The organism is Vibrio sp. 1CM8B, assembly GCF_023161685.1.
Taxonomy (GTDB): Bacteria; Pseudomonadota; Gammaproteobacteria; order Enterobacterales; family Vibrionaceae; genus Vibrio; species Vibrio coralliirubri.
Genome location: NZ_JALNTU010000004.1, coordinates 480,692 through 506,924, shown reverse-complemented (window position 1 = coordinate 506,924; position 26,233 = coordinate 480,692). Strand labels below are relative to the sequence as shown.

The window sequence follows — 26,233 nt, the reverse complement described above, 5'->3', positions numbered from 1 at the left end:
CCGCTGGGCAGTCGATGAAAAATGCTAAGTGCTTGTATTCGAATTAACTACGGTTTGGTTCTGCATTGCGATCACTGTGGGGAGTCGAGCACTCAATCGCTGTGGCTGTTTGGTCAAAGGGTTAAGATAAACAGAAGAAAGGCGTTAGTAGACCTGAGTTTACTAACGCCTTTTTATTTAGTGTTTTTTAGATTAAGTGTCTTTAGCTGGCTCTATAGATTTTTGACTCAAACCGTCAGTTAGAAATCATAGAGCACAGCGGGGTGCCTAGAAATAATGAAACACCGGAGGCTCATGCATTAAGAAGTTTTGATGCGAGATGTTCCAAGCATAAGCGCCTGCTAGAGTGAACACCACATAGTCACCGATATCGACCTGCTCGATATGTTGATTTCGTGCCATAACATCTTTTGGCGTGCAAAGTTGTCCAACTAGTGTGGCGGTAGCATGGCTTATCGGATGTGAAATGGTGGGTTGTTGATTACTTTTTACGATAACAAAAGGGTGATCATGGTTTTGTGCAGCCGGTGTACGGAAATGATGTGTTCCACCACGTGCAATCACGAAGTTCTCACCAAGGTTTTGCTTAATATCCAGTACCTCCATCACGTAATAGCCGCACGGTGCCGAGATATAGCGGCCACATTCAAAACGTAGCTTCCAGTCTTGCATATGTTCTTTAGCAATCAAGAACTCCAACTTGTCGCAGAACTCCATCCAAGGAAAGTGTTGCTGCGGGTTTTGGTAATTGATTCCCATCCCTCCACCAAGGTTGATGATCAGCTCATCGAGTGAGAACGTCTTTTGCCACTCTTTGACGACTTGGAAATAACGTTGCATCAAGGCGAGGTGGCGATCGACTTCAAGTTGATGCGACATTAAGTGGAAGTGGAAGCCTTTTAGCTTGATCAAGGGAAAGTCGCGCAGATACATCAAGGCGTTATTGAGTTCACCCTCATCGAGTCCAAACGGAGTGGGCTTTCCCCCCATGGCTAACTTGCTAAGTGTGATGTCACCAATGTCTATGTTCATACGCAAGAAGATCGAAGCAGGTCGATTTAACCTCTGAGTTAAAGCACCAATGCGTTGTAACTCAGTGAGGCTTTCGACATGAATAGCATCGACATCGAGTTCAATTGCTTGCTCCAGTTCACTTAGCATTTTCCCTGGGCCACCAAAGATCAGTGGTTTATTGAGTTGTTGCTGGTGGAGGTGTGTAAGCTCTCCGCCTGATGCCGCTTCAAAACCATCAACATAAGGGGCTAAAGTGCGCAGTATCGGCGCTGAAGGGTTCGCTTTCGCGGCGTAAAATAGTTCAACGTTTTTCGGCAATACATGGCGCATCTGCTTAATGTGCTGCTCCAATGCATCGAGATCATAAAGATAAGCACATAATGGTTGCGTTTGTTGCTTGGCCAATTGCTGAATTTCTTGGTGGATGCTCGCAGGAAGTTGAGGTGAATTAAGCATGGTGAACTCCTTTTGAATGAGTAGGCCAAGGCGCGACTACTTGGGTGTACCCAGACTCTTTATCAGCATTTTTCATCAAACGGGTTGTGAAGTTATTTTTGCTAGGGAAATGACCATCGTTGAGCAACGACATAAGTTCGGGTTGCTGACCATTGATCGATTGCCAGCGGACGATAGCGTCTTTTAAAGTACCCCATAACGTATTCTCTAGTGCCGAGTTACCTTCAGCGATAAAGAAAATGGCCTCGCTGATATTGTTTATGAAGGTGCAATAGCCAATACGGTTCCAACCTTGCTCACGGCTGTAGTAAACCGATTGACGAGCACGTTCTGAAAGTTGCTGAAGTGTTTCTGATGGCCAAAAGTCGGGTAGCAGCTTGGTGCCTTCTAAGTCTCGAATCCACACACAACACGGCATGCCTTTTTCAAATCCAATCAATGTATTTTGTAAGTGCGGTTCAAACGCAACTCCGTGTTTGAAGTAGTAGTTAAAGACACCAGGAATCAAACAATGCAGATAGCGTTCAAACCACAGCGTGGCGACATTTGCATATTGGGATTGTGTTGTTTGTGCTTTTTGTTTGAGTTGAGTGGCGATGCAACTGTTCCCGTCAGTGTCGTAAGCAAAGAGCGCACCCGCTAACGTTGGCTGCAAAATATCGGTTTCACTTAAACTGAAATTCTCTCGATATAAAATACCAAATGATTCTCGAGCCTTAATAACATCCGCATGTTCTTGTTCAGCCACAGATTCTAGATTCAATGTGGTGGCGTAAGGTTCTGTCATTACCTTGAATACTGGATTGCGTAGCTGCTCACTCTCTTTGATTGGATGAAGAATTGAGGTTAATTGAACGGCACTATCGAGTTCATACCATGCGTTTTTACGTACACAGTTGGTTAAACGTACATTGATAGAGAACTTAGCAAACCAATCCATATCTGGGTGATACAGAGTGCGCACGGATGAAGTAGGTAAGAGTTTTTTACCCCCTAATCCAAGGGGGATGATTTTGCCTTGTTCAATGGCCGTTTTGACCACCGGGTTTTGCAAAAGTGTGTAACTTTCCCAAGGGTGGCAAGGATAAAGCATGGTAGTTGCTGAATTGTTCTCGTCTGGCGCAAGTTGTTCAAGCATGGTCGTTGGTGAAGTTCGGTCATCTGAACTTAAGATATCAAGCAATTCTGTGTCGATCTTAAACCAATAGAGAGGAACCTTAGCGCCAACCTCAGGGGAACACGCGAGCAGATCATCGATACTGACACCTGATCGACTCTTTGGCGTTGGATGAAAAGTATGTCCCCAAAGTAACGATTGTTCTGATGCGATAAACGCATTGTGATACTGAGGTGAGCTGTCTGAGTTTAGGAACTGTTCGGTGATCAACAAACTGTTTTCCATTTGCTCGATCAATTCGTGATTGAATGGAATCGTCAGCACTTGTTTTAGGTAACTGAGTAGAAGCGTCAGGGTTTGCGTTGCGTCCAGTTTACACCAAGCTGTGCCGGGCATTTTGACCCAAGGTGTATCGTAGAGCTTCACTTTTCCCAGTTTGCTGGTGTATTCAACAGGTAAAACCATCAAGCCATTTTTCTGAGGCTGACTTTGGTGAGGTAGGTGAATGGCCACGCGCTGGTGAGCGTTGTAGTTTCTTTTCAAAGTTTGAGGCAGAGAGGCTGAACTGTAGCGCCAATCAACCTGCTCATTGGGTATCGCGTATTCACGTAAGTAACAGTTCACCACGCCCATGATGGTATTGAGTTGGGCTTTTTCTCGGTTTAGCAGTACTTTTTTACTATTTTGAAGAACTTGGTCTTCAGCGTAATACTCACTTGGAGATAATTGTTTCTGTAACATGTTGATGTCCAAATTTTGAATGGATGATCAGCGCGATAGCAGCAATGCCACTGACCAACATAGAAAGTATGAAAGGAACCTCAAGCCAGCCCTGGCTTGATATGAAAGACGCGCTCAATCCAGCCGCAACGCCACCCCATTTAGACATAGCGTCAAAGCGCGAAAATACTTTTCCGCTTTGTCGTCGATCAATTTGGTTTGCTAACGCTTGATGCAAGCCGTGATAACAGCAAACCATGCCAAGTCCGAAAACGATACGAGCAATAATCAACACTTCTTGAGAAGGAGTGAGATGCATTGCGGCACTGAGTGAAAGCAAACCAAAGCCCAGCCATAAAGTACGCTGCGCTTGATTGCGTTCAAGCTGGTGGCGATCAATCCATTCTGAGAACAGATGAACTTTCCCTGCAAAGAGCAGATAAACACCATGTGGGAGGGCATACAAAACCCCAACCCACGCTTGATTCGTCACGCCATATTGCTGCACATAAGGCGAGAAATAGGGGAACGTGACGACCATGGCGAAAGCAAAACTGAACTGCGCGCCAAACACCCAATAAAGAGTATTTAACGAATTGGCTTGGCTGCATTGAGCTTTATTCGATGCCTGACCTTTTATAATTCCCTTAGAGCTCGTTAAGTCATCAATGGGTAATGTTAAGGTGATCACTAGCGCGAATAGCGGCAAAGCAGACAGCCACAGATACGCGTTCAACGGGTTTGTTTCCGATAAACTCCAGCCAAGCCCTATCGGAGCAATAATTAGCGCCAGACGGGCAGAAAGCTGAGTTTTATTAAGTGACTTACCGAGTGTTTTCGCATCGTTAATTTGACTGGATAAGTAGCTGTTTGAGGCGGCCATGGTGCCACCAAAGGTTCCTTGAACGATAAGACCAAACACAAACATTGCGAGGTTATCGGCTAAGCCACACAGCGCGAAGCCTGCTGCAAGCCCGAGTTGAGCACGCAATAGAGATCGACGTCTGCCATATTTATCAGCAAACTGACCCCAAAAGCGCGCCGCAACGGCAGTGCAAAAGGTCGGCAAAATAAACAGTACCCCCGCCCAATCCGAAGTAATGTTTGCATCCAGTGTTGGCAATACCATCGGCAAAAACAGCGGCATTCCTAAGGCTGCAAACGCGGCGATAAAGTGGCTTAAAAGCACGCAATAGATGAGTTTGGTCATGATGGGTTAACTCACGCTCTGCTTGATGTTTTCAAGGTAAGCGTGTTGTGCTTCTTCGCTGGTTAGCCATAAAAAGTTCGGTGCTGACAAGCCATAAAATTTATTGATATCGCTTGCGCCAGATGCCTCTTTAGACAACAAGCTCCCCGAGCTCAATAGATACTTAGCGTATAGGTTGGGTGATTCAAACAACATCTCGTTTGCGAGCTTGGTGTTGTGTCCTTGTTTGTCCAACTGGCTAAGCTGTTGGGAGAGGCTATTGGCGACCATTTCATACAGATAAGCTGACGTGGCGATTCCTTTCGTCGCCATTGCTTCCACAATCGCGGCAATGTCTAACTGCAAAGTAATGGTGGTAAACATCTGACCAAGAGCAAGCTCGCTGTCTACTGTGATGCGTTGATCTAAAAGGTGATCGCATTTTACAGGCGATTGTTGCTCAAACGTTTGGAAACGCTCTGGCCAAATACGCGCTGCATCGTTGTCTTTCATGGCTAAGGTCATCTTACCTTGCTCATCGAATGCGATGATGGCGTTCTGTTGGTTAGACTCCAAAGCGATACCGTAACGAATCCACAATGTAAGGTGCACTTTGCATAGCAGATCAACGTAATCTTTAAACCAAGTCAGCGTATCTTGCTGATAATACTGCTCGGCGAGATGTTCCAAGAACAAACGTCCATCAGGCATTGGACTAGCAAGGGCAGCCACAGGCACCAGTGCTTTGTCTTGGAAGTAGCTCTGCGGGTATTCACGCACAATATAAGCAAAGGTCTTATCGTCTCCAACATGGCCGCCATGCTTCTCATTACAATGGAAAAGTGTGCCGTGTAAGTCTTGATCTGTTTGTTCTAAATGCGTCAATAAACGTTCAAACCAATGCCCATCATAAAGTGTGGATGGTTTAATTAGGCGAATGTTTTTAGTACCTAAAGACCGCATGATCAGCGGCACCTTGATGTGGATCTGTGGTGCTTGATTCACGACCACAGTACGTACTGATAAAGTTGGAGTCACCTCTAGATATGCAACCGGAGCTTTGATAACACCGTCAGGAAGTCCATCAAGACTCCTTAGTGTCAATGGATGTGCGGGGAATAACTCATGGCTAAGAGCAAAGTCGGCGGGCAGACCCACTTGCTCCATCGTTGGCCAACATTCAGGTGGTGGACTGGTCAATGTAACCAGTGACTTTTCGATTGCGAGCCAACGAAGTTCAAAGCTTTGTGCAAATTCTGGCGCAAATTGTTCTAGATCGTGATCGCTTAAACCGAACTTAGCACGTGCTGTCGGGTAGTAAGGGTGGTCAAGATAGGATGCGATTTGATCGGCACGCAATAGCTTTTGCTCCCAACGCTCTAGTTGAGAAATCGGCAGCATGAGTGATTCGGATTGCTGACTGAAGGCGCTATCACACAATTCCTTGTGTTTTTCTGCGCATTCGAGTTCTTGTAAATAACCATCTAATAACGAATGCGAGCTTTCGTGAGCACCTGCTTTCAATAATTCGATCCAATCTTGATAGTGCAGCTGTGCTTCAACGACACCATTTCTCTCGATGAGCCAACCATCACCTTTCGAACCATCTGTTTGGCCGTATACCCAACGCTGCATGTAATAGCTCGGAGTAACGGGCAAGTAGAGTGTAAAGTCTGAACCCGCAAAAATAGCCCAAATTTGATTACGAGGATAAGAAGATAACTTGAGTGAACTCGGGAGCTGAGATTTAAATTGGCTTTGAGAAACTAATCCGAACAAATCTTCACGTAAGCAAGTATCGACTAAGCGTTGAGTGAGGTATAACGCGTTTTCATTCATGCTGTTACCTCGTTTTTTGATGTTAGATTGAAGTGAGAGATTGTCTGTTGTAGTGCGGGTTCTAGAGTTTGACCAGAAGGGGAAACGACCGAAATTCTCGCTAAGTAATCCTTGTTGGAATAACTTTGTTGGAACGTCTCACCAACCTTTTTAAGCACTTGCTGCTGAATGACAATATCGCCCTCTTGGTGAATGAAAGAGGCTGATGAGCCTTCAATTAAACCGCTTTGTTTGGCCACTACATAGTGCACATGGGCACTGCCATCAATACGAAATGTAGGGTCAAGCTTGTGACCCAAGTGAAGATTTAAGATGGTATTGAACCAATTCCCGCCACTGAGGTTATCAAGCAAAAATTCCCGGCCATCACCAATACTTCGATAGTTGATCTCGACCAGTACCGGCCCCGAATCTGTGATGATGAACTCGCTATGACAGACACCAAACCCCACCCCGAACTCTTGAAGCTGACGTATACATTCATCACGGTAGTGCACGCTGTTAATACCATTCCAACTCGCCGCTGTTTCGATGAAGTAAGGTGGCGCAGAGAGTTCTACATCGAACCCACCAAGTGCGATCAAATTTTCCCCGTCGCCGATGGTTTCGACAGTGATAAGCGGACCTTGTAAAAACGCCTCAACTAAAATGGGAGTAGTAGGGTACTTTTGCCAAAACGCATCGCAATAGTTATCCAGCTCAGCCGCAGAATCGCAGCGCTGCACGTCTAAACTAGCCACGCCTTCCTTGGGCTTCGCAACGACAGGAAAATCGAAATCGAATATAGGAGCGCTCTCTCGACTTAACAAAACACTTCGAGTATTAGGTAACGATTTTTCGTTGAGAACCTGACGAGTTAAGTATTTGTTTTTCGCCTTAATCGTCACGTTCCAATCTTTAGCGGGTAAACCAAAGAACTGTGCACAGATTGCAGTGGAAGTTTGTAGGTGGTCGCTGTTACTGAAAACAGCATTAGGCGCTAGATTTTTCTCGGTGATGATTTCGATGAGTTCAAGAGGGTTGAACACATCGCACTCTAGAATTTCATCTGGATTGAAGCGGTCATCTTCATTCGCCAGTTTTAAGTGGTTGAGCTTTTGGTCTGTGACTAAAACGACGTGGTGACCCATCGCTTTTGCTGTCGGCACGAAGCCATGAGTGACTGCGTCATTCACGACATGACTCACGATAATAATCGTAGATTTCATGGGCTTTTCCTAATTTTCTAACGTTGTTGTTACCTACTCACACATGACTTCCAAGCGGTCTCTTTCAAGGTTTAAGGAAAGAGTGTTTTGTTATAGCTTTGTTTTTATTGATTATTTTATCACTACGCTTGTTGCATAAGGGAAACAAATATAGATCATAAAATTTATATTGCAAACACAAATGATATTTGTTTTCATTCGCACTGTTGTGATTTTATAAACTAAAACGGAATTAGAAAATGAACATTAGATTGGCCTTGTCCCCGCTCGCTTTGGCAATTGGAGGCGCATTAACCGCAATGACCACTATGTCAAATGTAATGGCAGCAGAAGACGTCGCGGTAGACGAAACTCTGCAAGTTATTGGTCACCAGTACGAAGGTTACGCGGAGCATATGCCGCAGTCGGGTACCAAAACGGATGTTGAATGGTTGGATGTACCGCAGGCAGTATCAGTGGTCACAAAGACGGAAATGCAAGACCGCGGTGCTGTACGTTTGGTGGATGCTCTTGATGGTGTTGCCGGAGTTAACAATACCCTGGGTGAGGGGAGCCGAGACCAATTTGTGATTCGTGGTTTTGATGCTCTTAACGACATGTACCGTGACGGCATGCGTGATGACGGAACGCTTCAATCGTACCGAAGCCTAGCGAATATCGAACGTGTCGAAGTGGTAAAAGGCCCTGCGGGCGCACTTTATGGCCGAGGTTCAGCAGGCGGTATCATCAACTTGGTCACCAAGCGTGCTAACGGAGATAACTTCACTCACGTTAATGGCAGTGTTGGCAGCAACAATCTGTTTGTTGGTCAGGTTGACAGTTCGATGGCGTTGAGTGACAAAGTCAGCGGTCGTATCAACGTGGAAAGTCGACAATCGGATTCCTATGTAGACCACGTCGACTCGAATGACTTCTTTATCGCACCCACCATTCGTGTATTACCAGCGGATGGTCACACGATTGATCTCGATGTCGAATATGCTCACCAGGAGTTGGTGCCATATCGTGGTGTTCCATCAAAGAATGGTAAGCCTGTCGATGTCTCTGAAAGCACATTTTACGGTGGCACGAATGACTATCAAGAGTCAGACAGCATTCGTGTTGGCGTTAATTATGAATGGCTTTTGAATAGTGAATGGGCATGGACAAACCGCGCAGCATACAACCATATCGAACTTGAACAAAAAGGCACGCGTCAAGGCACGGTAACAGGGGATCAAGTATCTCAAACCGTGAACAACTTCGGTTATGATCCTCGTACCACGACAACACTACAGTCTGAGTTGGTTTGGGAAACGGACTCTAACCAAATGATGATTGGTGCCGATTACAACCAGATTAATATCGATCTCACTCTCGCAAGCGACAAAACCTTACCTTCGAAAGATATCTATAATCCTGTTGCAGGTCCAACACCTGATCCGGGTTTCAAACCTTTCCGTGATAACACTACCACGACCACTGGCGTCTACATTCAAGACGTTTACACCTTTGGTGATCTTTCAGTGATCGGTAATGTGCGTTACGACTCGATGGAGCTTGAACAGCAAAAAGCGGGCTCAGCAAAAGAGAACCTCGACGATGACAAAGTGAGCTACCGAGGTGGTTTGGTCTACCGAATCAACAACGATATGTCCGTGTACGCAAGCTTAGCTCGTTCATGGCAATTGCCTTACTCAGGTATCTACATCAACCCTAAATTAGCAGAATTCTTCCACACCGATCTAAAAGAAATTGGCGCAAAAGCTTACCTATTAGATAACGCTTTGATGCTGAATGCCGCGGTCTTCCAAATCGATCAAGAACAACCTGAAACCAATATAGACGGAGACGTTGTTAACAAGATCGAAGCGCGTCACCAAGGTATTGAATTAGAAGCTCGCGGTCAGATAACAGAGCAGTGGGACATTTCGGTTGGATATAGCTATCTCGATGCGGAAGACAAAGAGACAGGCAAAAAGCCAAATGATGTGTCTGACCACCTGTTCTCACTTTGGAGTACTTACCAGCTAGACGACAACTGGCGTTTAGGTGGTGGTGTGAAATATGTTGGCGACCGTTACGCAGGTAATGATGAAGCGGTAGCTCTGGGTGACTACACCACGGTTGACTTGATGGCAGCGTACACCACGGGTCGTCACAAAGTTCAAGCGAATGCTTACAACGTGCTTAATGAGAAATACATTCTGGGCGCAACCAACGGCACGTCGGGTACTAACCAGATTGGTTACGGAGCGCCAGCCGAATTTATGCTCAGTTACGGCTATCAGTTTTAAAAGCTAATTATGTTCTAAGAGCTAGTTCAGTTCTAGGAGTTAGCTCATTTCTAAGAGCTATTTTAACTCCAAAAACGATTGATTTATTCGCTACGAATGAATGAACAGTTGGCTTCATTTTGAGGCCGTTTAGCCCATAGGAGCAAAGCGCCCAATCGTAAACATGGCCTTTGATCCTAACTTGCCTATTTAGGAGATTTTCATGCCTTACCAGAATTTGGATGGTAAACCCTGTACTCAATCACATCAAAAGTTGCGTCTAAGTGCCCTTGCGATGGCCATCGCTTCAGTGACTTCCATGGGCGCATTTGCCGCGTCTGATCCTCAAACGACAACAATGGAAACGGTTGTCGTGACGGGCAGTTTGATCGGTAATTCAGAGCTTGAGGATGTGAAAGAATATCCGGGAGCTCGTACCGTCCTGACTAATGATCAAATTAAAAAGACCGCAGCACTCTCGATTGATTCGGCATTTCAAAGCGTGCCGGGCATTAAGGTTCAAGACGAAACGGGCACCGGTGTTTTGCCTAACATCTCAGTGCGTGGTTTGAAAGCGAGTCGCAGTGGCCACGCTCAATTCCTCATGGATGGTGTTCCTCTTACACTGGCACCGTATGGTCACACAGGACAATCAATTTTCCCTGCAACGCTGTCGATGCTTGATCGTATTGATATTGTGCGAGGCGGTGCGGCGGTTCAGTACGGACCAAACAACGTCGGTGGTGTGATCAACTTGGTGACCAAGCCTATTCCACAGGAGTGGCAAACGGAAATCAGTAATCGCTTTACTGTATTCGAGGATGGCGATACGCCGCTCAACGACTTTTACCTGCGAACGGGTGGTTGGTTAACCGATACGCTGGCACTTCAAGTCGAGGGGAACTTCTTAAAAGGTGAAAGCTTCCGTGAGCACTCCGACACAGATGTCAAAAACTTCCAGGCGAAGTTGCAGTGGTTACTGAGTGATACTCAAGAGCTACAAGCTTTCGTGCAGCGTTATGATGCAGACACCCAAATGCCCGGTGCTTTATCGCCGGATGATTATGGCAAAGATCGTACTCAGTCGAAGCGCCCATACGATGAATATCAAGGCACTTCAACGCGTTGGAGCTTGAAGTATTTGCATGATTTGAATCTTGCAGATAGCGCCGAATTAGAAATACTGACGTTTGGCCACCGTTCTGAGCGTTTCTTCCAATGGGGCTTTAATAGCGCTGGCGGTCACTGGGCGGACCCTGCATTACCATCAACCGACATTCGTACATCACCACGTGAATTTGCTGTTTATGGTGTTGAACCTAAACTCGCGATGTACTTTGACGGAAATACCGTAACGCAAAACGTGATTGTGGGTGCGCGCTATGTTAACGAAGACATTGACTACAAGCTGACCCAAACACCAATTGCTGGTGGTGCTACAACAACCCCACGTGATTGGCACTTAGATACTGACGCTTTTGCTGGTTACATCAGCAATGAAATCGGCCTGTTCAATGATGTACTGAAAGTTACGCCGGGTATTCGTTATGAATCGATTGATATGACGTTTGATGATCTGGGCACAGCACAGAGCACAGACAACAAAGTGACGGAGTGGCTGCCGGGCTTAACCGTGGCATACCATCTGACTGAACAATGGGTTGGGTACAGTAATGCACAGAAATCTTTGCGTGCACCACAAATTGCTTACATCCGTGGTAAAGGTGAAGAGGGCAGTGAGCTAGCGTGGAACTACGAGTTGGGTGCCCGCTACAACCAAGATTCAACCAGCTTTAATATCGCACTTTACCGCATTGATTTTGAAGATCAGCTGCAATGGCAAAGTGCTACCCAAACTTTCGATAACATTGGTAAAACCCTTCACCAAGGTGTTGAGCTCTCTGGTCGTTATATTCCTCAAGCGATGCAAGCTTTGAGCCTTGGCGCTGGTTATAACTACTTAGATGCAACGTTAGAGGAAGAGGGTGCAAACAAAGGTAATCAACTTCCTTATACGTCTAAACATCAATTTAGTTGGGATGCGACTTACGCCTTCAGCAAGGTAGATACGACTTTATCTGGTTACTACTTTAGCGAATCTTATTCTGACAATGCGAATACAAGTGCCGAAGATGCAACGGGCGCGACAGGTAAAGTGCCTGCCTACATGGTCTGGAACTTTAACCTAGGTTCGGATTTGTACAAGGATGAAAACAGTAAGCTGCGCATGAACCTTGCGGTGAACAACTTGTTTGATGAGGACTATTACTTCCGCGGTATTGATACCAGTCCAGTTGGTCGTTATCCAGCCCCAGGACGTTCTTACACTTTGGATCTGAATTATCAGTTCTAATACGTAATTTATTGAAAGTAATAACGAATAAAAGTCGCCAATACTCTTGGCGACTTTCACGGTTCTAGCGTTTAAGGAAAATTAAATATGGAAAACAGCTCTCGCCTTTTGTTTTCGAATCCATTACTGCTGTCGAACGGACTGCTGTCATTCAATAAGCAGTGTTTATTCAGCAGGATAGCGATAACCTTAACTTTGCTGATTTTAAGCTTGTTCTCACTCTCCAGTTCAGCACAAACCAGGATCATACAAGATGAGCAAGGTCAGTTTGAGATAGCGACTACCCCACAACGTATTGTGGTGTTGGAGTTCTCATTTGTAGATGCGTTAGCTGCGGTGGGTGTTTCTCCTGTTGGTGTTGCGGATGACAATGATGCTTCGCGAGTGATTCCGGCGGTACGCGAATTGGTTCAACCATGGGAATCGGTTGGCATGCGTTCTCAGCCTAGCCTAGAAGCCATTGCGATATTAAAGCCCGACCTGATCATTGCAGATGCAGAGCGTCATCGTACGGTCTATCAAGATCTACAACGCATCGCACCAACTCTGCTGCTCAAAAGCCGTGGTGAGAATTATCAAGAGAATTTGGAGTCTGCGCTCAAGATTGGCATCGTTCTCGACAAGCAATCGTCAATGGAACAACGAATTCAACAACATCAACACGCCATGGCTGAATTCAAAAGTCATTTCTCGCTCAAACAAACTGTCCAATTCGCTGTCGTGTCGGATAAAGGTATGTGGTTACATAGCCCAGCGTCTTACGCAGGAGGCGTGCTCACCACATTAGGCATTGCGAGCCCTATTGTGAAACCAACAGAGAAGGCATATTTACCAACCAGCTTTGAGTTGTTGTTGAAAACCAATCCGGATTGGTTGCTCCTTGGCGCTTACTCTCATCCAAATATTGTTGATGATTGGCAGAAAAATCCGCTATTCAATGTACTAACCTCTGCTAAAAATCAGCAAGTTGTAGAAGTGTCACCGGCACTTTGGTCATTGAATCGAGGCATGTTAGCGGCAGAACAAATGGCGAAAAATCTTGAGCAGATCTTGGATCCATCATGAGTACAATGTTGTTCTCTAAAAGTAAGCGATTCTGGCCAATACTGTCGTGGCGAGTCACGTTATTTACGGCATTCGTGTCGTGTTTGGCACTGTTTGGTTACGCGGCCTCTATGACCGGGTGGTCTAATTTCTCATTAACATTGAGTGACTTGATTGACTACTGGTTTGCGTTTGATGAAAGCAACATGACTCATCAAATATTGGCGACATTAAGAGCACCAAGAGCTTATGCGGGGCTATTGATTGGTGCGAGTTTGGCCGTCGCTGGGTTATTGATGCAGGGATTAACGCGTAATCCACTCGCGTCTCCGTCGATTCTTGGTATTAATGCTGGCGCAACCTGTTTTATGGCGTTAGCTGCGATAGGTATACCCGTGATCAGTGAGCTAAACCCAATCCTTAACGCGGTTCTTGGTGCATTGCTGAGCGGCGGTGCTGTGATGCTTCTAGGCGGTTTTTTCTCTGCACGTTCTCATCCGTTACGTTTGGTTCTCGCGGGTATCGCCATTACGGCGTTATTGCTCGGACTGACACGAGCGGCGCTGATTCTTGCTGACGATATGGCTTATAGCGTCTTGCATTGGCTTACTGGCTCACTCTCTAGTGTGGATGATGGGCAATGGCAACGGCTTTGGCCGCCTGTAGTGATTGGTTTGGTGTTGGCAATGAGCCTTGCTCGCAACCTCAACTTGTTGGCACTTGGCGAAGAAGTTGCTGTGGGTTTGGGCAGTAATATCAGGTTTACTCGCTTCGTGAGTGGACTGACGATCGTGTTGCTTGCCGGAGCAAGCGTCGCTATCGCAGGGCCAATTGGCTTTGTTGGATTGTTAGTACCTCATTTGGTTCGACCTATGGTTGGGCACAATTACCATTTACTGATTCCCATTTCAGCATTGGCTGGCGCAGCATTAGTGTCTTGGTCAGATGCGCTGTCGCGAGCGATTGCTTTCCCGACTGAAACACCCGTTGGCGTTATTACTGCTTTGCTCGGGACACCTTGTTTTATTTTGATTGCGACGAGGAGATCTTAATGCATCATCAAACTAAGATAGTTTTGTTATCTGGGATTCTCATATTAGTGGCATCCGCAGGTTTGTTTGTCGGTGCAGCTTCGCTTTCTGTTTCTCAAGTCATCGAACATTTGGTCGCGTTTTCCAGTGACGACTTTGTTATCCATCAGTATCGGCTACCACGTATGCTACTTGCAATAAGCGTGGGCGCAGGGTTAGGGCTTTCAGGGGTATTAGTGCAAGGCGTGATACGTAATCCGTTAGCATCGCCTGATCTTATGGGTATTAGCGCTGGGGCAGGACTTGCTGCGACAGCGAGTTTAGTTTGGTTCCCAAATGCACCAGTCAGTGTGCTTCCTGTGGTGGCGATGTTGGGTGGGGTATTGGCTGCTGGGTTGATTGCTGCATTGGCCTGGTGGTCAAGGCCAACACCCGCCAAATTGGCGCTGATTGGTATTGCGGTGAGTGCGTTTCTGGCCAGTTGTATCGACTTCTTGTTGGTCACCAACCCGATAGAGATCAACACGGCCATGGTGTGGCTAACAGGCAGTCTTTGGGGCAGAAATTGGCAGCAAGTCCCGTTTATTTGGAGTGCTCTGCTCTTGTTGTTACCCATGGCATTATGGTTGGCTTGGCGATTAGATGTGATGGGGCTTGGCGAGGAAAGTGCGACCACATTGGGTACTAAGCCAAAACAGATTCAGGCTCTCGCGTTATTTGCCGCTGTATTGCTTGCCAGTGTTAGCGTTTCTGTTGCGGGAACGATCAGTTTTGTGGGTTTATTGGCACCTCACTTAGCACGCTTGTTGTTTGGACATAATCATAAGTTGTTAATCCTAGCATCTGCACTGGTAGGGGCAATTCTGGTTACCGGCGCTGATGGGTTGGCCAGAGGTCTACAACCACCTATTGAATTGCCAGCAGGCGTTCTCACGTCTGTGATTGGCGCGCCATATTTCATCTTTCTTCTCTATCGTTATCGAGGTTGGTAACCATGCTTAAAACGCAGAATCTTTCCGTCGCGTACGGCAAACAAACGATCATACCGAACCTGTCGGTTTCTGTCCCTAAGGGAAAAATCACCGCATTGATAGGACCTAACGGGTGCGGTAAATCCACCTTATTAAAGACGTTAATAAGAATTAACAAGCCAGTGGCTGGAGAGGTGCTGTTTGAAGACAAACCGCTATCAAGCTATGGCGATAAAGCGCTCGCTCGTTCGTTGTCACTTCTTCCGCAAATCTTGGTCAGCCCAGAAGGGATTACGGTCAGAAAATTAGTCGAATATGGCCGTTCGCCCTATGTCTCTCATTGGGGAAGGTTAGGGCAGGACGACCAAAGAGTTGTCGAGCAAGCAATGCGAGATACAGGTGTGCTTGAGTTTGCTGATAAGCCTGTTGAGTCACTGTCTGGTGGCCAGCGTCAAAGAGCATGGATTGCGATGGTAATTGCACAAGATACGGACGTAGTGATGTTGGACGAACCGACCACATACCTTGATATGTCACACCAGGTAGAATTAATGAACCTGATGCAACAGATGAATGCCAAAGGAAAAACAGTGGTTGTTGTGTTGCATGACCTGAACCAAGCCAGTCGTTATTGCGACCATTTAGTGGTTTTGGAAAAGGGATGCTTAATCGCAGAGGGCTCGCCTGATGAGGTGATGACCGAAACTATGCTCAGTAACGTGTTTGATCTCAAAGCGAGCGTGTTTCGAGACCCTATTTCAAATACACCAATGTGTGTCGCGATTTAGGAGAATATACTGATTGTCATTTTCTTGAAATTGACTCAAACAACAACGCCTTTCACAAAGCTGCGAAAGGCGTTTTTAGTTTTACTTCACTTTAACTAGAGTGCTTGAATCTGTATGAGCAAATGCGCTGTCGTAGATCTCTAAACCTGTTGTTTGAGAGTACGTCAGCGTGTCGTCTGAAATGCTAATGTTCATCGTGAAGCCCGTGGTGGTTGCGTTGTCCGTCATGTATTCGGATTCAGCGATACCACGCTTAGACGCGACTAACGTCATTGTATCGCCAGCAGGGCCTTCTGCGGTGACACATGTGGTGCGTGGTACACAGTAAGAGTTGTAGACGATCTGATTTTTTTGATCGTAGATGAAGTAGCCACGTTGATCGTGGAATTTAGAGTCGTCGGCCTTTCTGAATACCTCTTGCTTGTAGTACAGAGCAACCAGGTATTGATCGCTGGCGTTGGTTGCATCTGCCGCAACCTCAAATGTCATCACTTCATAAAATGGTGTGACCGCGGGGCCACCTTTGCCCACTTCTGTGCCTTCTTGACCTGGAGAAATATCAACGCCGCCAGTTTCTACTGATTTCCATGTGCCGACTAACTTTGCGAGTGGACCAAAATCCATACCATTGATTGTGCTGTGGTCGGCTACTGCTGGAGCCGAGATTACTGCTGCGATACCAAGTGCTAATAATTTTTTCACTTTAACTTCCTTTTTATTAATTATCTGACTCCAATAAAAATAAGGTTATTGTGAAACCAGTTTATTAACCCAGATCAGTGTTGTTGGCTAATATGAAATCGAATTGTAACTTGATGTATCAGTCAATAAGGGGATGTTAATATGTATATATTGAGTAAAAAGGAGTGGTTGGCTCGTCTAATCTCAGTGATAAACCATGGGTTTGCTGACTCTTATGACTGAGTTCAGTCACATTGGAATAGGTCGTCTAAACTTAAAGCTTGTATCGCTGCAAATACGACAATTTGGGCTCTAAAAACGTTCTCGAAATAAATGCAAATTAGTGCTTTACCTCAACTTAACTTGAGGTATTAGGATATGCAACGTTGCTTACGAGAATACTTTAAGGAGAGAAGAATGATCCAACTTGAACATGTGAATTTAGTGGTAAAAGATATCCCAGAAATGCTGGTTTTCTATAAAGCGGCGTTCCCTCATTGGTATGTCCGTGATGAGGGAAAAGGAGAGTGGTCAGGTAAGCCACGTAACTGGCTGCATTTTGGCGACGAGTACCAATACATAGCAATAAGTGATCACGGTGAAGGTGAAAATAGAGATTTGGCTGGGCATTCTGTTGGCCTCGCGCACTTCGCTTATGTGACCAATAATATCGAAAGTGTCACTCAACGGCTTGTTGATGCGGGCTTCCCAATTGCCAAACCCGGCGCCGAAGAACCTTATCGAAAAAACGTCTATTTTGTGGATCCGGCAGGTTTTGAAATCGAGTTTGTTGAGTATCTGAGTGATGATCCCAAGTTACGAAATGCCACGAGTTAATCACGTAATACTGCCATGAAAACGCGCTAGAGAACATTTATAGACAAGGGCATTGTGGAATCATCCGCAATGCCCTTTTTAGATCTATTTGATCGCTGATTGGCTAACTGATATTGAGCTCTTTTAGCTGGTGTTTACTTAGCTTTAAACGGCACCAACAGTTGTTTACCAAACACATTGATTAGCGCGCCTGTTACGATTAGGCCACCACCTAGGTAAGTCCAAACTGATGGGATCTCATTGAAGATCCACACACCTAATAGCGCTGAGAATACGATTTGAACGTATGAGTAAGCCGAAGCCTTGCCTGCAGCTTGGGTTTGCATCGCTTTGGTCAAACCGTATTGGCCTATCTGAGTGAAAATACCGACTAACACGAGCATCACGGTAAGGAATAGACTTGGCCACACAAAGTCGTTCCAGATAAGGGCGGTTGAGATTGGTAGAGCAACCAGTGGGAAGTAGAAGATGATGACTGAACTGTCTTCCGTTTGGCTAAGCTTTCTCACAATTACATAAGCAATTGAGCTACCAAATGCGCCACATAACGCCACCATTATGCTAAATAGCGGTAACTCGCTGCTCGCGCCACTGTTCATGCTTGGCTGTACCATTACTAATAGTCCCGCTAGGCAGAACGCAATGCAGATCATGGTCGATTTTTGGACGCGCTCTTTCAGAAATAACACGCCAAGTAGGGCGGTAAATACAGGGTGAACGTATTGTAGAATGGTCGCTTCTGCTAATGGCAAGGTGGTCACAGCGTAGTAAACACACATTAAGGCTGCTGTGCCAACTGCGCCTCGAACAAACAACAAAGGTTTGTTATTTCCCCAGATCGAAATGCCTTTTCGCTTAACGTCGATATAACTGATGATCAAAGACACCAAAGCCCTTGCTGCAACAATTTCGAATACAGGTATGCCGTAGTTGCTGATGTATTTCACACACGCAGACATCAGTGCGAATCCAAAAGCGGAGAGGATCATGAATCGAACCCCAACAGGGATCATTGAAAAAGAGAAAGAGGGCATAAAAATATCAATCGGTTGAGGGAACAGGAATCATAACTTAGTTTAGAAGAGCCGACCAAAGTCTTTGTCTTGTTCTAGTCAACTTGATTCAATTAATTCTCATTTCCTAACGATTCGTTTTTATCCCACATAATATCGGCTATAACACAATTTTATAAAATCAACATCAACAGAAGGTGACGCTAATTCAACTCTGATTTATCGGTCGTTTTAATTATCTTTCTTAGTCATATCATTCTCGTGAATTTATAATAAGAGATATGTTCTATGAAACCAATAAACACCCTACTCATATCCACGCTCGCGCTTTGCTCTTTCAGTTCAGCTACTTATGCAGACACCATTTTGCATGCTTTCAATTGGAAGTATTCAGATGTGACAGCCAACGCCAATCAGATTGCGCAAGCCGGTTATAAAAAAGTACTGGTTGCTCCGGCAATGAAATCGAGCGGCAGCCAATGGTGGGCGCGTTACCAGCCTCAAGACCTTCGAACCATTGATTCTCCTCTCGGCAACAAACAAGATTTGACCGCAATGATTGCCGCACTCAAAGGTGTGGGTGTTGATGTCTATGCCGATGTGGTTCTGAATCATATGGCGAATGAAAGCTGGAAGCGAAGTGACCTAGATTACCCTGGTACTGAAGTGCTAAACGATTATGCGAGCCGTTCAAGCTACTATGCTGACCAGACTCTGTTTGGTAATTTAGCGCAAGGTTTTGTATCCGCTAACGATTTCCATGCCGCGGGCTGTATTTCAGATTGGAACGATCCTGGTCATGTTCAATATTGGCGCTTGTGTGGGGCTGAGGGTGATGTAGGTTTACCTGACCTTGATCCGAATAATTGGGTGGTTTCACAGCAGCGCTTATATCTGAAGGCATTAAAGGATATGGGTATCAAAGGTTTCCGAATTGATGCCGTCAAACACATGAGCCAGTACCAAATCGACCAAGTATTCACGCCTGAAATTACAGCGAACATGCATGTGTTCGGTGAAGTGATTACCAGTGGCGGGGCAGGGAACAGCGGCTATGAGTCGTTCTTAGCGCCTTACCTGAATAACACCAATCACTCCGCATATGATTTCCCGCTGTTTGCGTCGATTCGAGCTGCATTCTCGATGGGCGGTGGTTTGAATCAGTTGCATGATCCAAAAGCGTACGGCCAAGCACTCGATGACAACCGTTCGATTACTTTTGCGATCACACATGACATTCCAACCAATGACGGCTTCCGTTACCAAATTATGGATCCACAAGACGAGCAGCTTGCTTACGCTTACATCCTTGGCAAAGATGGCGGTACGCCGTTGATCTACAGTGATGATCTACCGGATTCTGAAGATAAGGATAACGGTCGTTGGGGTCATGTTTGGAATAGCTCGAACATGAAGAATATGCTGAGCTTCCATAACGCGATGCAAGGTAAATCAATGACGATGATTTCGAGCGACCAATGTACTTTGCTATTTAAGCGTGGCAAAGAAGGTGTTGTTGGAATTAACAAGTGTGGAGAAACGCGTGGCGTGACAGTTGATACCTACCAACATGAGTTCAATTGGCATGTTCAATACAAAGACGTATTAAGCAGCGCGACAGAAACCGTGACTTCTCGTTACCACACCTTCAACTTACCACCCCGCAGTGCGCGTATGTTTAAGCTTTAATGCTTATTCTCTAGAGCGAACACCACTGGTAAAAAGCATAAGCCGTAGCAAGTTCTGCGGCTTATTTGTATCTAAGCTTAAGGCTTATCGTTACTGTTGATCGCTAATAACACCAAACCAATGATTCTGATGAGACAGTACTTTCAGCAACTCGATCTCTTTCGTTGTCTCTTCTCTAAGCCATTCAATAAGGTCGTTGATGATAGGCGTGTGGCTACGCTGGTGGATAAAATAAGTCCAAGCACTGTGTTGGATCTTTGCATTCTTAGGGCAGTACAAGAAGCCTCGTTGGAGATCTTGTTGAACTAACAACAGATCCGTGACCGTAACGCCTTCACCTGATAAACAGGCACTGAGCGCCATATCTAAAGACAAGAAACTGGTATTCCTGACAGGCTTCTTTGGTGGGAATTCAACATCGGCCAACCACACTTTCCAGTCGTGATGATCTAAGGTTGGATGGAGTCTTGGCAAGGTTAAGATCGAATCAAGGTCGGTGTCTTTGGTGGTTAAGCTAGTAGAACAGACCGGCGCCATGAACTCTTCACGCAAGAAGGTGATGTCTGGTGCTTTGTCATAGCGTTTTTTGAAGCGCGTGTGGAAGATCAGTAGGTCATATTCGCTGCTATTGATTGATTCGTCTTCCTCAATTACAGGAACTATGACGATTTCATGATCTTGATAACGCTCGTTTAACTCCCTTACTTTGGAGATCAATACGCGCGTAGCGAAACTCAGAGTCGCTTTGATCACAATACGCTTCTGCTTGGGCTCACTCCAAGAGGCGATAACAGCTTCGATATTGGCGTAGCTTTCTCGTAAAGCCACATACAAATCATGACCTTGTACCGTTAATTCAATAGCTCGATGCTTACGAATAACCAGTGATGTGTTTAACTCATCTTCAAGCTGTTTAATCTGTCGGCTGATCGCACTTTGTGTCACATGCAGCTCTTCGGCAGCCAGAGTAAAGCTCATCAGCCTTGCGGCAGCTTCAAAGGCTTTTAAGCCATTATGTGATGATGGCAAGCTAGGATATGGGGTCATAATTCGTTCGCATGAGTTTATGGAATGTTAGAGTCGCAAATTTATCAATTGAACGCTAGCCTCATCGATCGTATTTTGGGCGAAATTAACTGAGGCGCTCATGAAAAAAATACTCACTCTTGCATTCCCTTTGATCATTTCACAGCTGATCTCCATGGCGTTAGTCCTTACTGATGTTTGGATGATGTCGCGTATCAGTGTGTCAGCCCTTGCGGCTGGTGGCTTAGGCGCCTCTATCTACTTTTTTATCTTCATTATTGCGAGCAGCACTGTAGGTTGTGTCGCGAACTTGATTGCGATCGCTTATGGACAGCGCGTCGCTCGCCCAGAGTTTGGTAATACTCAAATCAGATTGGCGGTGAAAGGCGCAACCATGCTGGCATTCGTGCTCAGCGTGACCTTAATGGCGAGCTTCTGGTTTGCTCCGTTGGTGTTAGAAGCCGCAAAACAGCCGCCAGAAGTGATCATTTTAGCCATGGAATATGTCCATGCTTTGAAATGGGTGATGTTGCCTTCGCTTATCTTGTTGGTACTGCGTGGCTTAACCAGTGCGTTTGGCAATGTGCGTTCTATTCTGGTGATGTCTATTATCACCGTAATTCTGAATGTGCCTGTGAGCTACTTCCTAACTTTCCAATTAGACATGGGACTAACAGGTTTGGGTTTAGGTACGGCTATCGCGGCATTTATCGTGATGGTCGGATACACGGTTTGGGTATTTAAGCGTGATGAATTCAAGCAGTTCGCCCCTTGGTTAAACACAGAAGAGTATTCAATCAAGTTGATGAGCCCGCTTTTAATGATGGGTTTACCTATCGGCTTGGCAGCACTACTTGAGCATGGCCTTATTTACGGTGGCACCTTGATGGCGGGCACGATCAGTATTGCTTCGTTAGCATTGCACCAAATTCTGCTGCAATGCTTAAGCTTTACTTGGAACTTCAATTTCGGCTTCTCACAAGCTGCGGCGATTTTGGTTGGTCGTGATTTTGGCGCGGGTAACTACGAAGGGATCAAAAGAACCTCGATTCAAAGCTTCATATTGGTGTCGGTGTTGAGCGTGGCGTTGTCCGCTGTGTTTATCATATGGCCTGAGATGATCGCCTCTATCTTCAAGTTAGACGATGGTACGGGTGCGATGACTTCACTATTGGCTTCAGTTATCTGGGTAGTGGCGTTGTGCTTTATTGTTGATGCTTGGCAGCTACTGGCGATTAACCTGCTAAGAGGTATGAAGATTGTCTCTATGCCAACCGTGATGACAGCTATTGGTTACTGGGTATTTGGCCTACCTGCCGCTTGGTATTTGATGCCAAAATTTGAATTGGCAGGGATTTGGGGCGGAATCGGTGTTGGTTTGGGCGTGACAGGGATTCTATTGCTGATTCATTTAATGGTCGTGCTTAACAAGAGCAGCAAGACACCAGACTTAGATTGTTCAGCTTACTCTTAAGCGAAATTGAAACGCAAAAAAGCCACAGCAATGTCTGTGGCTTTAGTTTATCTCATTTGATTCTTGGGGGGAGTGAATCAATATCAGGATGTAGCGAGTACCTATTGATTATAAGGTAGCTTTATTACCAGACTACTTGCCACCAGAGAGCGCAGATTTCATCATCGTTTTGAATTGCTCTTTTTGTTCTTCAGTTAACACGTTATAGATGTTGTTCTTTAGACGCATTTCTTGCATCACCATCGACTTCTCGGTTGCTTGAACCGTATCAATGATCTTTTCCATCTCGGCTTCGTTGAAATCAGGTTGAGTCACAAGGCTAATCTGTTTCTTCTTAAGCTCTATTGCGCTCTCCATATCAATCTCTGTTCGATCGGATTGATAATCTTCAACAAGAGAGAATACTTCCGCTTGTTGCTCTTCGGTTAGATTCAGAGAAGCAATAACCATTTGCAATGGGCTAAGCGCCGGCTGTGGCGGTTGTTGTGGTGATGAAGCACTCACAAAAGGAGCGGTAACGAGTAGAGCTGAAGCAGTTAATACACAAAGCGACTTTTTCAGTGATTTCATTGAGTTTCTCCTGTTAGTGGAAACATGAGTATAGGTGAGTAAGCTGAACTCGATATGAACATGTCGTTCAGTTTAATTCGCCGAGCTCATTTCGTTCACTTAGTTACCTTCATCTAAGCGTGGAAAGAGTTAGACCTTGGTCTTACAGAAACCGAGCTAAAAGGTGACTAGAATGACTTAAGTCGCTCACCGTTTTATCAAGGAATACACAAATGGAAGTTGGATTGTTCTGGGCTGAAAAAGGAATGCTAGTGCTTGGCGCACTGTTTGTTTTGACGAGTATGATGCAGTACGGAAGACGCAGTAGCGATTGGAAAGGCGTGATTACGATGTTCTACAAGCGTATCCCAATGAACATCGCCGAATACAAATGGTACCGTTTGGGTATCGCTCTGTTGGTATTTGCTGTGATCATACGTTTCGCATTGCTGATTTTATGGCCTTCATATCAGTTCTAGTTCTTCACACTATCTCTCTTATCATGGGCACATAAAGCCGATAAATGAATGAGTCAGCCGGGCCTTAATAAACCCGCTTGTTAAGGCTGCTGTTAAATAAAATAGTGCTATTACTCAACAGTAAGGAGTGGCTATTACCTTTGTAGCATATTGTTTTTCATGAAGAATAATGCGAAATAATAGCTTACCCACCTGTTTCATCATTCTTACTAATAATCTGCACATAAATCCATTCAGCCCGTACCTGATACCATAATGTTCTGTTACACTCGTTCGAATTAGCTTTAATTTGTCAGTGGTGCATTTATGTCGTTCCCAGTTCTTATATGTGATGATTCTGCGTTAGCAAGGAAGCAGATGGCTCGGTCACTGCCTAGTTCTCTAAATGCAGATATAACTTTTGCTGTTCATGGGCTTAATGCACTTGAAGAGCTCGCTAAAAACCAGTTCAAATTAATGTTCCTCGACCTCACCATGCCGGAATTAGACGGCTATGGCACATTGGAAGAGATGCAACGTTTAGGTGATACCACGCCTGTTGTCGTTGTTTCTGGTGACATACAACCAAAAGCGCAACAGAAGGTGCTGGATCTCGGCGCCAAAGCGTTTTTGCAAAAGCCGATCGATAAAGAAGCGCTAAAAGCGATTTTACGTGAGCATGTTGAGCCGCCAAAACAACCTCAAATCATTACCCCAACCGCTTTAGAACTGCCAATACTTCGCAGACGTGATGTCTATATGGAAGTCGCGAACGTAGCGATAGGCCGTGCCGCTGATGCGCTGGCTCGTCACTTTAATGTGTTTGTTCACCTACCGCTACCGAACGTCAACATCTTCGAAGTGAGTGAATTGCACATGGCACTTCGCGATCTAGCCGACAACGACCAAGTATCAGGTGTTTGCCAAGGCTTCAGTGGAGAAGGCATTGCAGGTGAAGCGCTAGTTTTGTTGAGTGACTCCAGTGTGAGCGACCTTAAGAAGCTTATGAAGGTGCCAACAGAAAGCGAGCAGCTAGAAGAACTAGAGTTACTGATGGATGTATCCAACATCTTAGTCGGCTCATTCTTGAATGGGTTAGGGGAGCAATCAGAAGTTCGTTTCTTCCAGAGCTCTCCTGTGCTGCTAGGGCAGCATATCTCGATCGACTCGGTCATCGAAAATACCAGTGGCTCATTTAAAAAGACCATGACGTTCGAAGTCAGCTACAACATCGATGGCACTTCCATCCGTTGTGACCTTTTGTTTATGTTTGTTGATGAGTCTCTGCCTCTTCTAGACAACAAATTGGCCTACCTAATGGAGGAGTTTTAATATGCTGAATCTTCCTGCTGAATTTGAACAGTTCCACTGGATGGTGGACATGGTTCAAAACGTTGATATGGGGCTGGTGGTTATTAACCGTGATTTTCAGGTGCAAGTCTGGAATGGCTTTATGACTCACCATAGCGGTAAGCAATCGCATGATGCGATTGGTAAGTCGATCTTTGAACTGTTCCCTGAAATCCCAGAAGAGTGGTTTAGGCTGAAAACCAAGCCAGTCTATGACTTAGGCTGCCGCAGCTTCATTACATGGCAACAAAGGCCTTATCTGTTTAAGTGTCGTAACGTTAGGCCAGTAACCCAACAAGCTGATTTCATGTATCAGAACGTGACGCTAAATCCGATGCGCTCACCAACAGGGCAAGTGACCTCATTGTTCCTGTCAATTCAAGATGCGACTGCAGAAGCGTTAGTCTCTCAAAAGAACTAGATAGCTCTATTCGCCAAACAACGCTTTTCTATACGCGTATTAGCATCAGTGTAATCAGCGAATAAAATGGCTAAGGTTAACCACCTTAGCCATTTTTTTGCTTTCTATTCTTCAAATCTTAACTTTTCCCCAGTTCTTAACGTCAACCAATCCTATTTTTCTGTGCGCTTTGCAGAGTCTTCTAGGTTAAATGAACGAAAGGGCTGGGACGAAACGTGCTTTTGGAACCGTAATGCTACGGGTTAAAAGAAATTGGATTTATAAAGTGCAGGCTGGAAAGGGGCATTTAATGGAGTGTGAAGGTCGAATTATCAAACCCAAGTGAATATTGGTCTCTAGATTGAGTCTTTATCACTCTACTTTTCTTAGTTGATGCTAACCAACAGCACCATGAGTTTGTCGAATTTGGTCGAAAAAAGAAAAAATTAGGAAAAAAATCGAATTTATTTAAGAAAAAAGGCATTTTTTTGTTGGAGAAAAGTGTGATTTTTATGTGATTTCGAGTCACTTTCTTCACATATTTGCATTATCAGGGCGATATTGTTTGAAAAGGGGAGGAAAACGATTGCGCAATAAACCGACAGCGTTTGCGTAATTGGTTAGCTAAGTTATTAATTAGTAAGAATTTAGTGGAAAAGTGTAGCTAGGGGAGTTTTAGCGGATATGGAATCTTTGAGAGGATAGCATAAAAAAAAGTGAAATATCAGACTTGCTGTTACTAAATCACGACCTATAATGCTGAAAACCGGA

21 protein-coding genes are annotated in these 26,233 nt (G+C 45.2%); 12 read left to right on the top strand and 9 right to left on the bottom strand.

Features of this window, described 5'->3' with window-relative positions:
• Positions 1 to 267: 267 nt before the first annotated feature.
• From MSG36_RS11085 to MSG36_RS11065, 5 genes are read right to left on the bottom strand one after another with little or no spacing between them, the layout of a single operon-like run.
• The gene (locus MSG36_RS11085) at positions 268 to 1,470 is read right to left on the bottom strand and encodes a type III PLP-dependent enzyme (protein ID WP_248367789.1); all 1,203 of its coding nucleotides are present in this window, start codon (positions 1,468 to 1,470) and stop codon (positions 268 to 270) included.
• On the bottom strand, positions 1,463 to 3,328 hold the full coding sequence (locus tag MSG36_RS11080; protein WP_248367787.1) for an IucA/IucC family protein: 1,866 nt from the start codon (positions 3,326 to 3,328) through the stop codon (positions 1,463 to 1,465). Before MSG36_RS11080 ends, MSG36_RS11085 begins: the two co-directional genes overlap by 8 nt.
• Complete coding sequence (locus MSG36_RS11075; RefSeq protein WP_248367785.1) at positions 3,300 to 4,517, bottom strand: MFS transporter; 1,218 nt, start codon at positions 4,515 to 4,517, stop codon at positions 3,300 to 3,302. Before MSG36_RS11075 ends, MSG36_RS11080 begins: the two co-directional genes overlap by 29 nt.
• Before the next feature lie 6 nt (positions 4,518 to 4,523).
• Positions 4,524 to 6,335 carry an IucA/IucC family protein gene (locus MSG36_RS11070; RefSeq protein WP_248367782.1) on the bottom strand — a complete coding sequence of 604 codons (1,812 nt, stop codon included), beginning with the start codon at positions 6,333 to 6,335 and terminating at the stop codon, positions 4,524 to 4,526.
• A complete protein-coding gene (locus MSG36_RS11065; protein WP_248367779.1) occupies positions 6,332 to 7,543 on the bottom strand; it encodes a hypothetical protein in 1,212 nt (403 codons plus the stop codon). The genes MSG36_RS11070 and MSG36_RS11065 overlap by 4 nt, the downstream gene beginning before the upstream one ends.
• Positions 7,544 to 7,782: 239 nt before the next feature.
• Here MSG36_RS11065 and MSG36_RS11060 point away from each other — a divergent pair, with 239 nt between their 5' ends.
• The 6 genes from MSG36_RS11060 to fecE all read left to right on the top strand — a co-directional run bounded on the left by MSG36_RS11060 (position 7,783) and on the right by fecE (position 15,985).
• A complete protein-coding gene (locus MSG36_RS11060) occupies positions 7,783 to 9,819 on the top strand; it encodes a TonB-dependent siderophore receptor (protein WP_248367777.1) in 2,037 nt (678 codons plus the stop codon).
• A 202-nt stretch (positions 9,820 to 10,021) separates the two neighbouring features.
• Positions 10,022 to 12,151, top strand: a complete 2,130-nt coding sequence (locus tag MSG36_RS11055) for a TonB-dependent siderophore receptor (protein ID WP_086775082.1) — start codon at positions 10,022 to 10,024, stop codon at positions 12,149 to 12,151.
• An 87-nt stretch (positions 12,152 to 12,238) separates the two neighbouring features.
• Positions 12,239 to 13,216, top strand: a complete 978-nt coding sequence (locus MSG36_RS11050) for a Fe(3+) dicitrate ABC transporter substrate-binding protein (protein ID WP_248367774.1) — start codon at positions 12,239 to 12,241, stop codon at positions 13,214 to 13,216.
• Positions 13,213 to 14,247 (top strand): iron chelate uptake ABC transporter family permease subunit, encoded by a 1,035-nt coding sequence (locus MSG36_RS11045; protein ID WP_248367771.1) that lies wholly within the window; start codon positions 13,213 to 13,215, stop codon positions 14,245 to 14,247. The genes MSG36_RS11050 and MSG36_RS11045 overlap by 4 nt, the downstream gene beginning before the upstream one ends.
• Positions 14,247 to 15,218, top strand: coding sequence for an iron chelate uptake ABC transporter family permease subunit (locus MSG36_RS11040; RefSeq protein WP_050620538.1), 972 nt, complete (start codon positions 14,247 to 14,249; stop codon positions 15,216 to 15,218). The genes MSG36_RS11045 and MSG36_RS11040 overlap by 1 nt, the downstream gene beginning before the upstream one ends.
• A gap of 2 nt (positions 15,219 to 15,220) precedes the next feature.
• The gene (fecE, locus tag MSG36_RS11035; RefSeq protein WP_248367769.1) at positions 15,221 to 15,985 is read left to right on the top strand and encodes a Fe(3+) dicitrate ABC transporter ATP-binding protein FecE; all 765 of its coding nucleotides are present in this window, start codon (positions 15,221 to 15,223) and stop codon (positions 15,983 to 15,985) included.
• A gap of 81 nt (positions 15,986 to 16,066) precedes the next feature.
• On the opposite strand, the gene MSG36_RS11030 is transcribed toward fecE, so the two are convergent.
• The gene (locus tag MSG36_RS11030; RefSeq protein WP_050632950.1) at positions 16,067 to 16,687 is read right to left on the bottom strand and encodes a heme-binding beta-barrel domain-containing protein; all 621 of its coding nucleotides are present in this window, start codon (positions 16,685 to 16,687) and stop codon (positions 16,067 to 16,069) included.
• A gap of 396 nt (positions 16,688 to 17,083) precedes the next feature.
• On the opposite strand from MSG36_RS11030, the gene MSG36_RS11025 reads away from it, so the two are divergent.
• A complete protein-coding gene (locus MSG36_RS11025) occupies positions 17,084 to 17,503 on the top strand; it encodes a VOC family protein (RefSeq protein ID WP_048614864.1) in 420 nt (139 codons plus the stop codon).
• A gap of 134 nt (positions 17,504 to 17,637) precedes the next feature.
• Here the strand turns inward: MSG36_RS11025 and MSG36_RS11020 are convergent, their stop codons facing one another.
• A complete protein-coding gene (locus MSG36_RS11020; protein WP_081090052.1) occupies positions 17,638 to 18,537 on the bottom strand; it encodes a DMT family transporter in 900 nt (299 codons plus the stop codon).
• 267 nt (positions 18,538 to 18,804) lie between these two features.
• On the opposite strand from MSG36_RS11020, the gene MSG36_RS11015 reads away from it, so the two are divergent.
• Entirely contained in the window at positions 18,805 to 20,205 is a 1,401-nt protein-coding gene (locus MSG36_RS11015) for an alpha-amylase family protein (protein ID WP_248367767.1), read from the top strand.
• Positions 20,206 to 20,295: 90 nt separating this feature from the next.
• Here MSG36_RS11015 and MSG36_RS11010 read toward each other — a convergent pair whose 3' ends face one another.
• Positions 20,296 to 21,252, bottom strand: a complete 957-nt coding sequence (locus MSG36_RS11010; protein ID WP_248367765.1) for a LysR family transcriptional regulator — start codon at positions 21,250 to 21,252, stop codon at positions 20,296 to 20,298.
• A 100-nt stretch (positions 21,253 to 21,352) separates the two neighbouring features.
• Between MSG36_RS11010 and MSG36_RS11005 the strand changes: the two genes are divergently transcribed.
• On the top strand, positions 21,353 to 22,705 hold the full coding sequence (locus tag MSG36_RS11005; protein ID WP_248367763.1) for an MATE family efflux transporter: 1,353 nt from the start codon (positions 21,353 to 21,355) through the stop codon (positions 22,703 to 22,705).
• A 132-nt stretch (positions 22,706 to 22,837) separates the two neighbouring features.
• On the opposite strand, the gene MSG36_RS11000 is transcribed toward MSG36_RS11005, so the two are convergent.
• The gene (locus MSG36_RS11000; RefSeq protein ID WP_059017318.1) at positions 22,838 to 23,275 is read right to left on the bottom strand and encodes a Spy/CpxP family protein refolding chaperone; all 438 of its coding nucleotides are present in this window, start codon (positions 23,273 to 23,275) and stop codon (positions 22,838 to 22,840) included.
• 212 nt (positions 23,276 to 23,487) lie between these two features.
• Between MSG36_RS11000 and MSG36_RS10995 the strand changes: the two genes are divergently transcribed.
• From MSG36_RS10995 to MSG36_RS10985, 3 genes are all read left to right on the top strand, one after another.
• The gene (locus MSG36_RS10995) at positions 23,488 to 23,733 is read left to right on the top strand and encodes a hypothetical protein (RefSeq protein WP_010430578.1); all 246 of its coding nucleotides are present in this window, start codon (positions 23,488 to 23,490) and stop codon (positions 23,731 to 23,733) included.
• Positions 23,734 to 24,039: 306 nt separating this feature from the next.
• A complete protein-coding gene (locus MSG36_RS10990; RefSeq protein ID WP_050620532.1) occupies positions 24,040 to 25,044 on the top strand; it encodes a response regulator in 1,005 nt (334 codons plus the stop codon).
• A 1-nt stretch (position 25,045) separates the two neighbouring features.
• On the top strand, positions 25,046 to 25,483 hold the full coding sequence (locus MSG36_RS10985; protein WP_048606084.1) for a PAS domain-containing protein: 438 nt from the start codon (positions 25,046 to 25,048) through the stop codon (positions 25,481 to 25,483).
• Positions 25,484 to 26,233: the final 750 nt, after the last annotated feature.

Coding starts and splice junctions, on each gene's coding strand:
- MSG36_RS11085 (WP_248367789.1), bottom strand. CDS start 1,470: ATGCTTAATTCACCTCAACTTCCTGCGAGCATCCACCAAGAAATTCAG.
- MSG36_RS11080 (WP_248367787.1), bottom strand. CDS start 3,328: ATGTTACAGAAACAATTATCTCCAAGTGAGTATTACGCTGAAGACCAA.
- MSG36_RS11075 (WP_248367785.1), bottom strand. CDS start 4,517: ATGACCAAACTCATCTATTGCGTGCTTTTAAGCCACTTTATCGCCGCG.
- MSG36_RS11070 (WP_248367782.1), bottom strand. CDS start 6,335: ATGAATGAAAACGCGTTATACCTCACTCAACGCTTAGTCGATACTTGC.
- MSG36_RS11065 (WP_248367779.1), bottom strand. CDS start 7,543: ATGAAATCTACGATTATTATCGTGAGTCATGTCGTGAATGACGCAGTC.
- MSG36_RS11060 (WP_248367777.1), top strand. CDS start 7,783: ATGAACATTAGATTGGCCTTGTCCCCGCTCGCTTTGGCAATTGGAGGC.
- MSG36_RS11055 (WP_086775082.1), top strand. CDS start 10,022: ATGCCTTACCAGAATTTGGATGGTAAACCCTGTACTCAATCACATCAA.
- MSG36_RS11050 (WP_248367774.1), top strand. CDS start 12,239: ATGGAAAACAGCTCTCGCCTTTTGTTTTCGAATCCATTACTGCTGTCG.
- MSG36_RS11045 (WP_248367771.1), top strand. CDS start 13,213: ATGAGTACAATGTTGTTCTCTAAAAGTAAGCGATTCTGGCCAATACTG.
- MSG36_RS11040 (WP_050620538.1), top strand. CDS start 14,247: ATGCATCATCAAACTAAGATAGTTTTGTTATCTGGGATTCTCATATTA.
- fecE (WP_248367769.1), top strand. CDS start 15,221: ATGCTTAAAACGCAGAATCTTTCCGTCGCGTACGGCAAACAAACGATC.
- MSG36_RS11025 (WP_048614864.1), top strand. CDS start 17,084: ATGATCCAACTTGAACATGTGAATTTAGTGGTAAAAGATATCCCAGAA.
- MSG36_RS11020 (WP_081090052.1), bottom strand. CDS start 18,537: ATGCCCTCTTTCTCTTTTTCAATGATCCCTGTTGGGGTTCGATTCATG.
- MSG36_RS11015 (WP_248367767.1), top strand. CDS start 18,805: ATGAAACCAATAAACACCCTACTCATATCCACGCTCGCGCTTTGCTCT.
- MSG36_RS11010 (WP_248367765.1), bottom strand. CDS start 21,252: ATGACCCCATATCCTAGCTTGCCATCATCACATAATGGCTTAAAAGCC.
- MSG36_RS11005 (WP_248367763.1), top strand. CDS start 21,353: ATGAAAAAAATACTCACTCTTGCATTCCCTTTGATCATTTCACAGCTG.
- MSG36_RS11000 (WP_059017318.1), bottom strand. CDS start 23,275: ATGAAATCACTGAAAAAGTCGCTTTGTGTATTAACTGCTTCAGCTCTA.
- MSG36_RS10995 (WP_010430578.1), top strand. CDS start 23,488: ATGGAAGTTGGATTGTTCTGGGCTGAAAAAGGAATGCTAGTGCTTGGC.
- MSG36_RS10990 (WP_050620532.1), top strand. CDS start 24,040: ATGTCGTTCCCAGTTCTTATATGTGATGATTCTGCGTTAGCAAGGAAG.
- MSG36_RS10985 (WP_048606084.1), top strand. CDS start 25,046: ATGCTGAATCTTCCTGCTGAATTTGAACAGTTCCACTGGATGGTGGAC.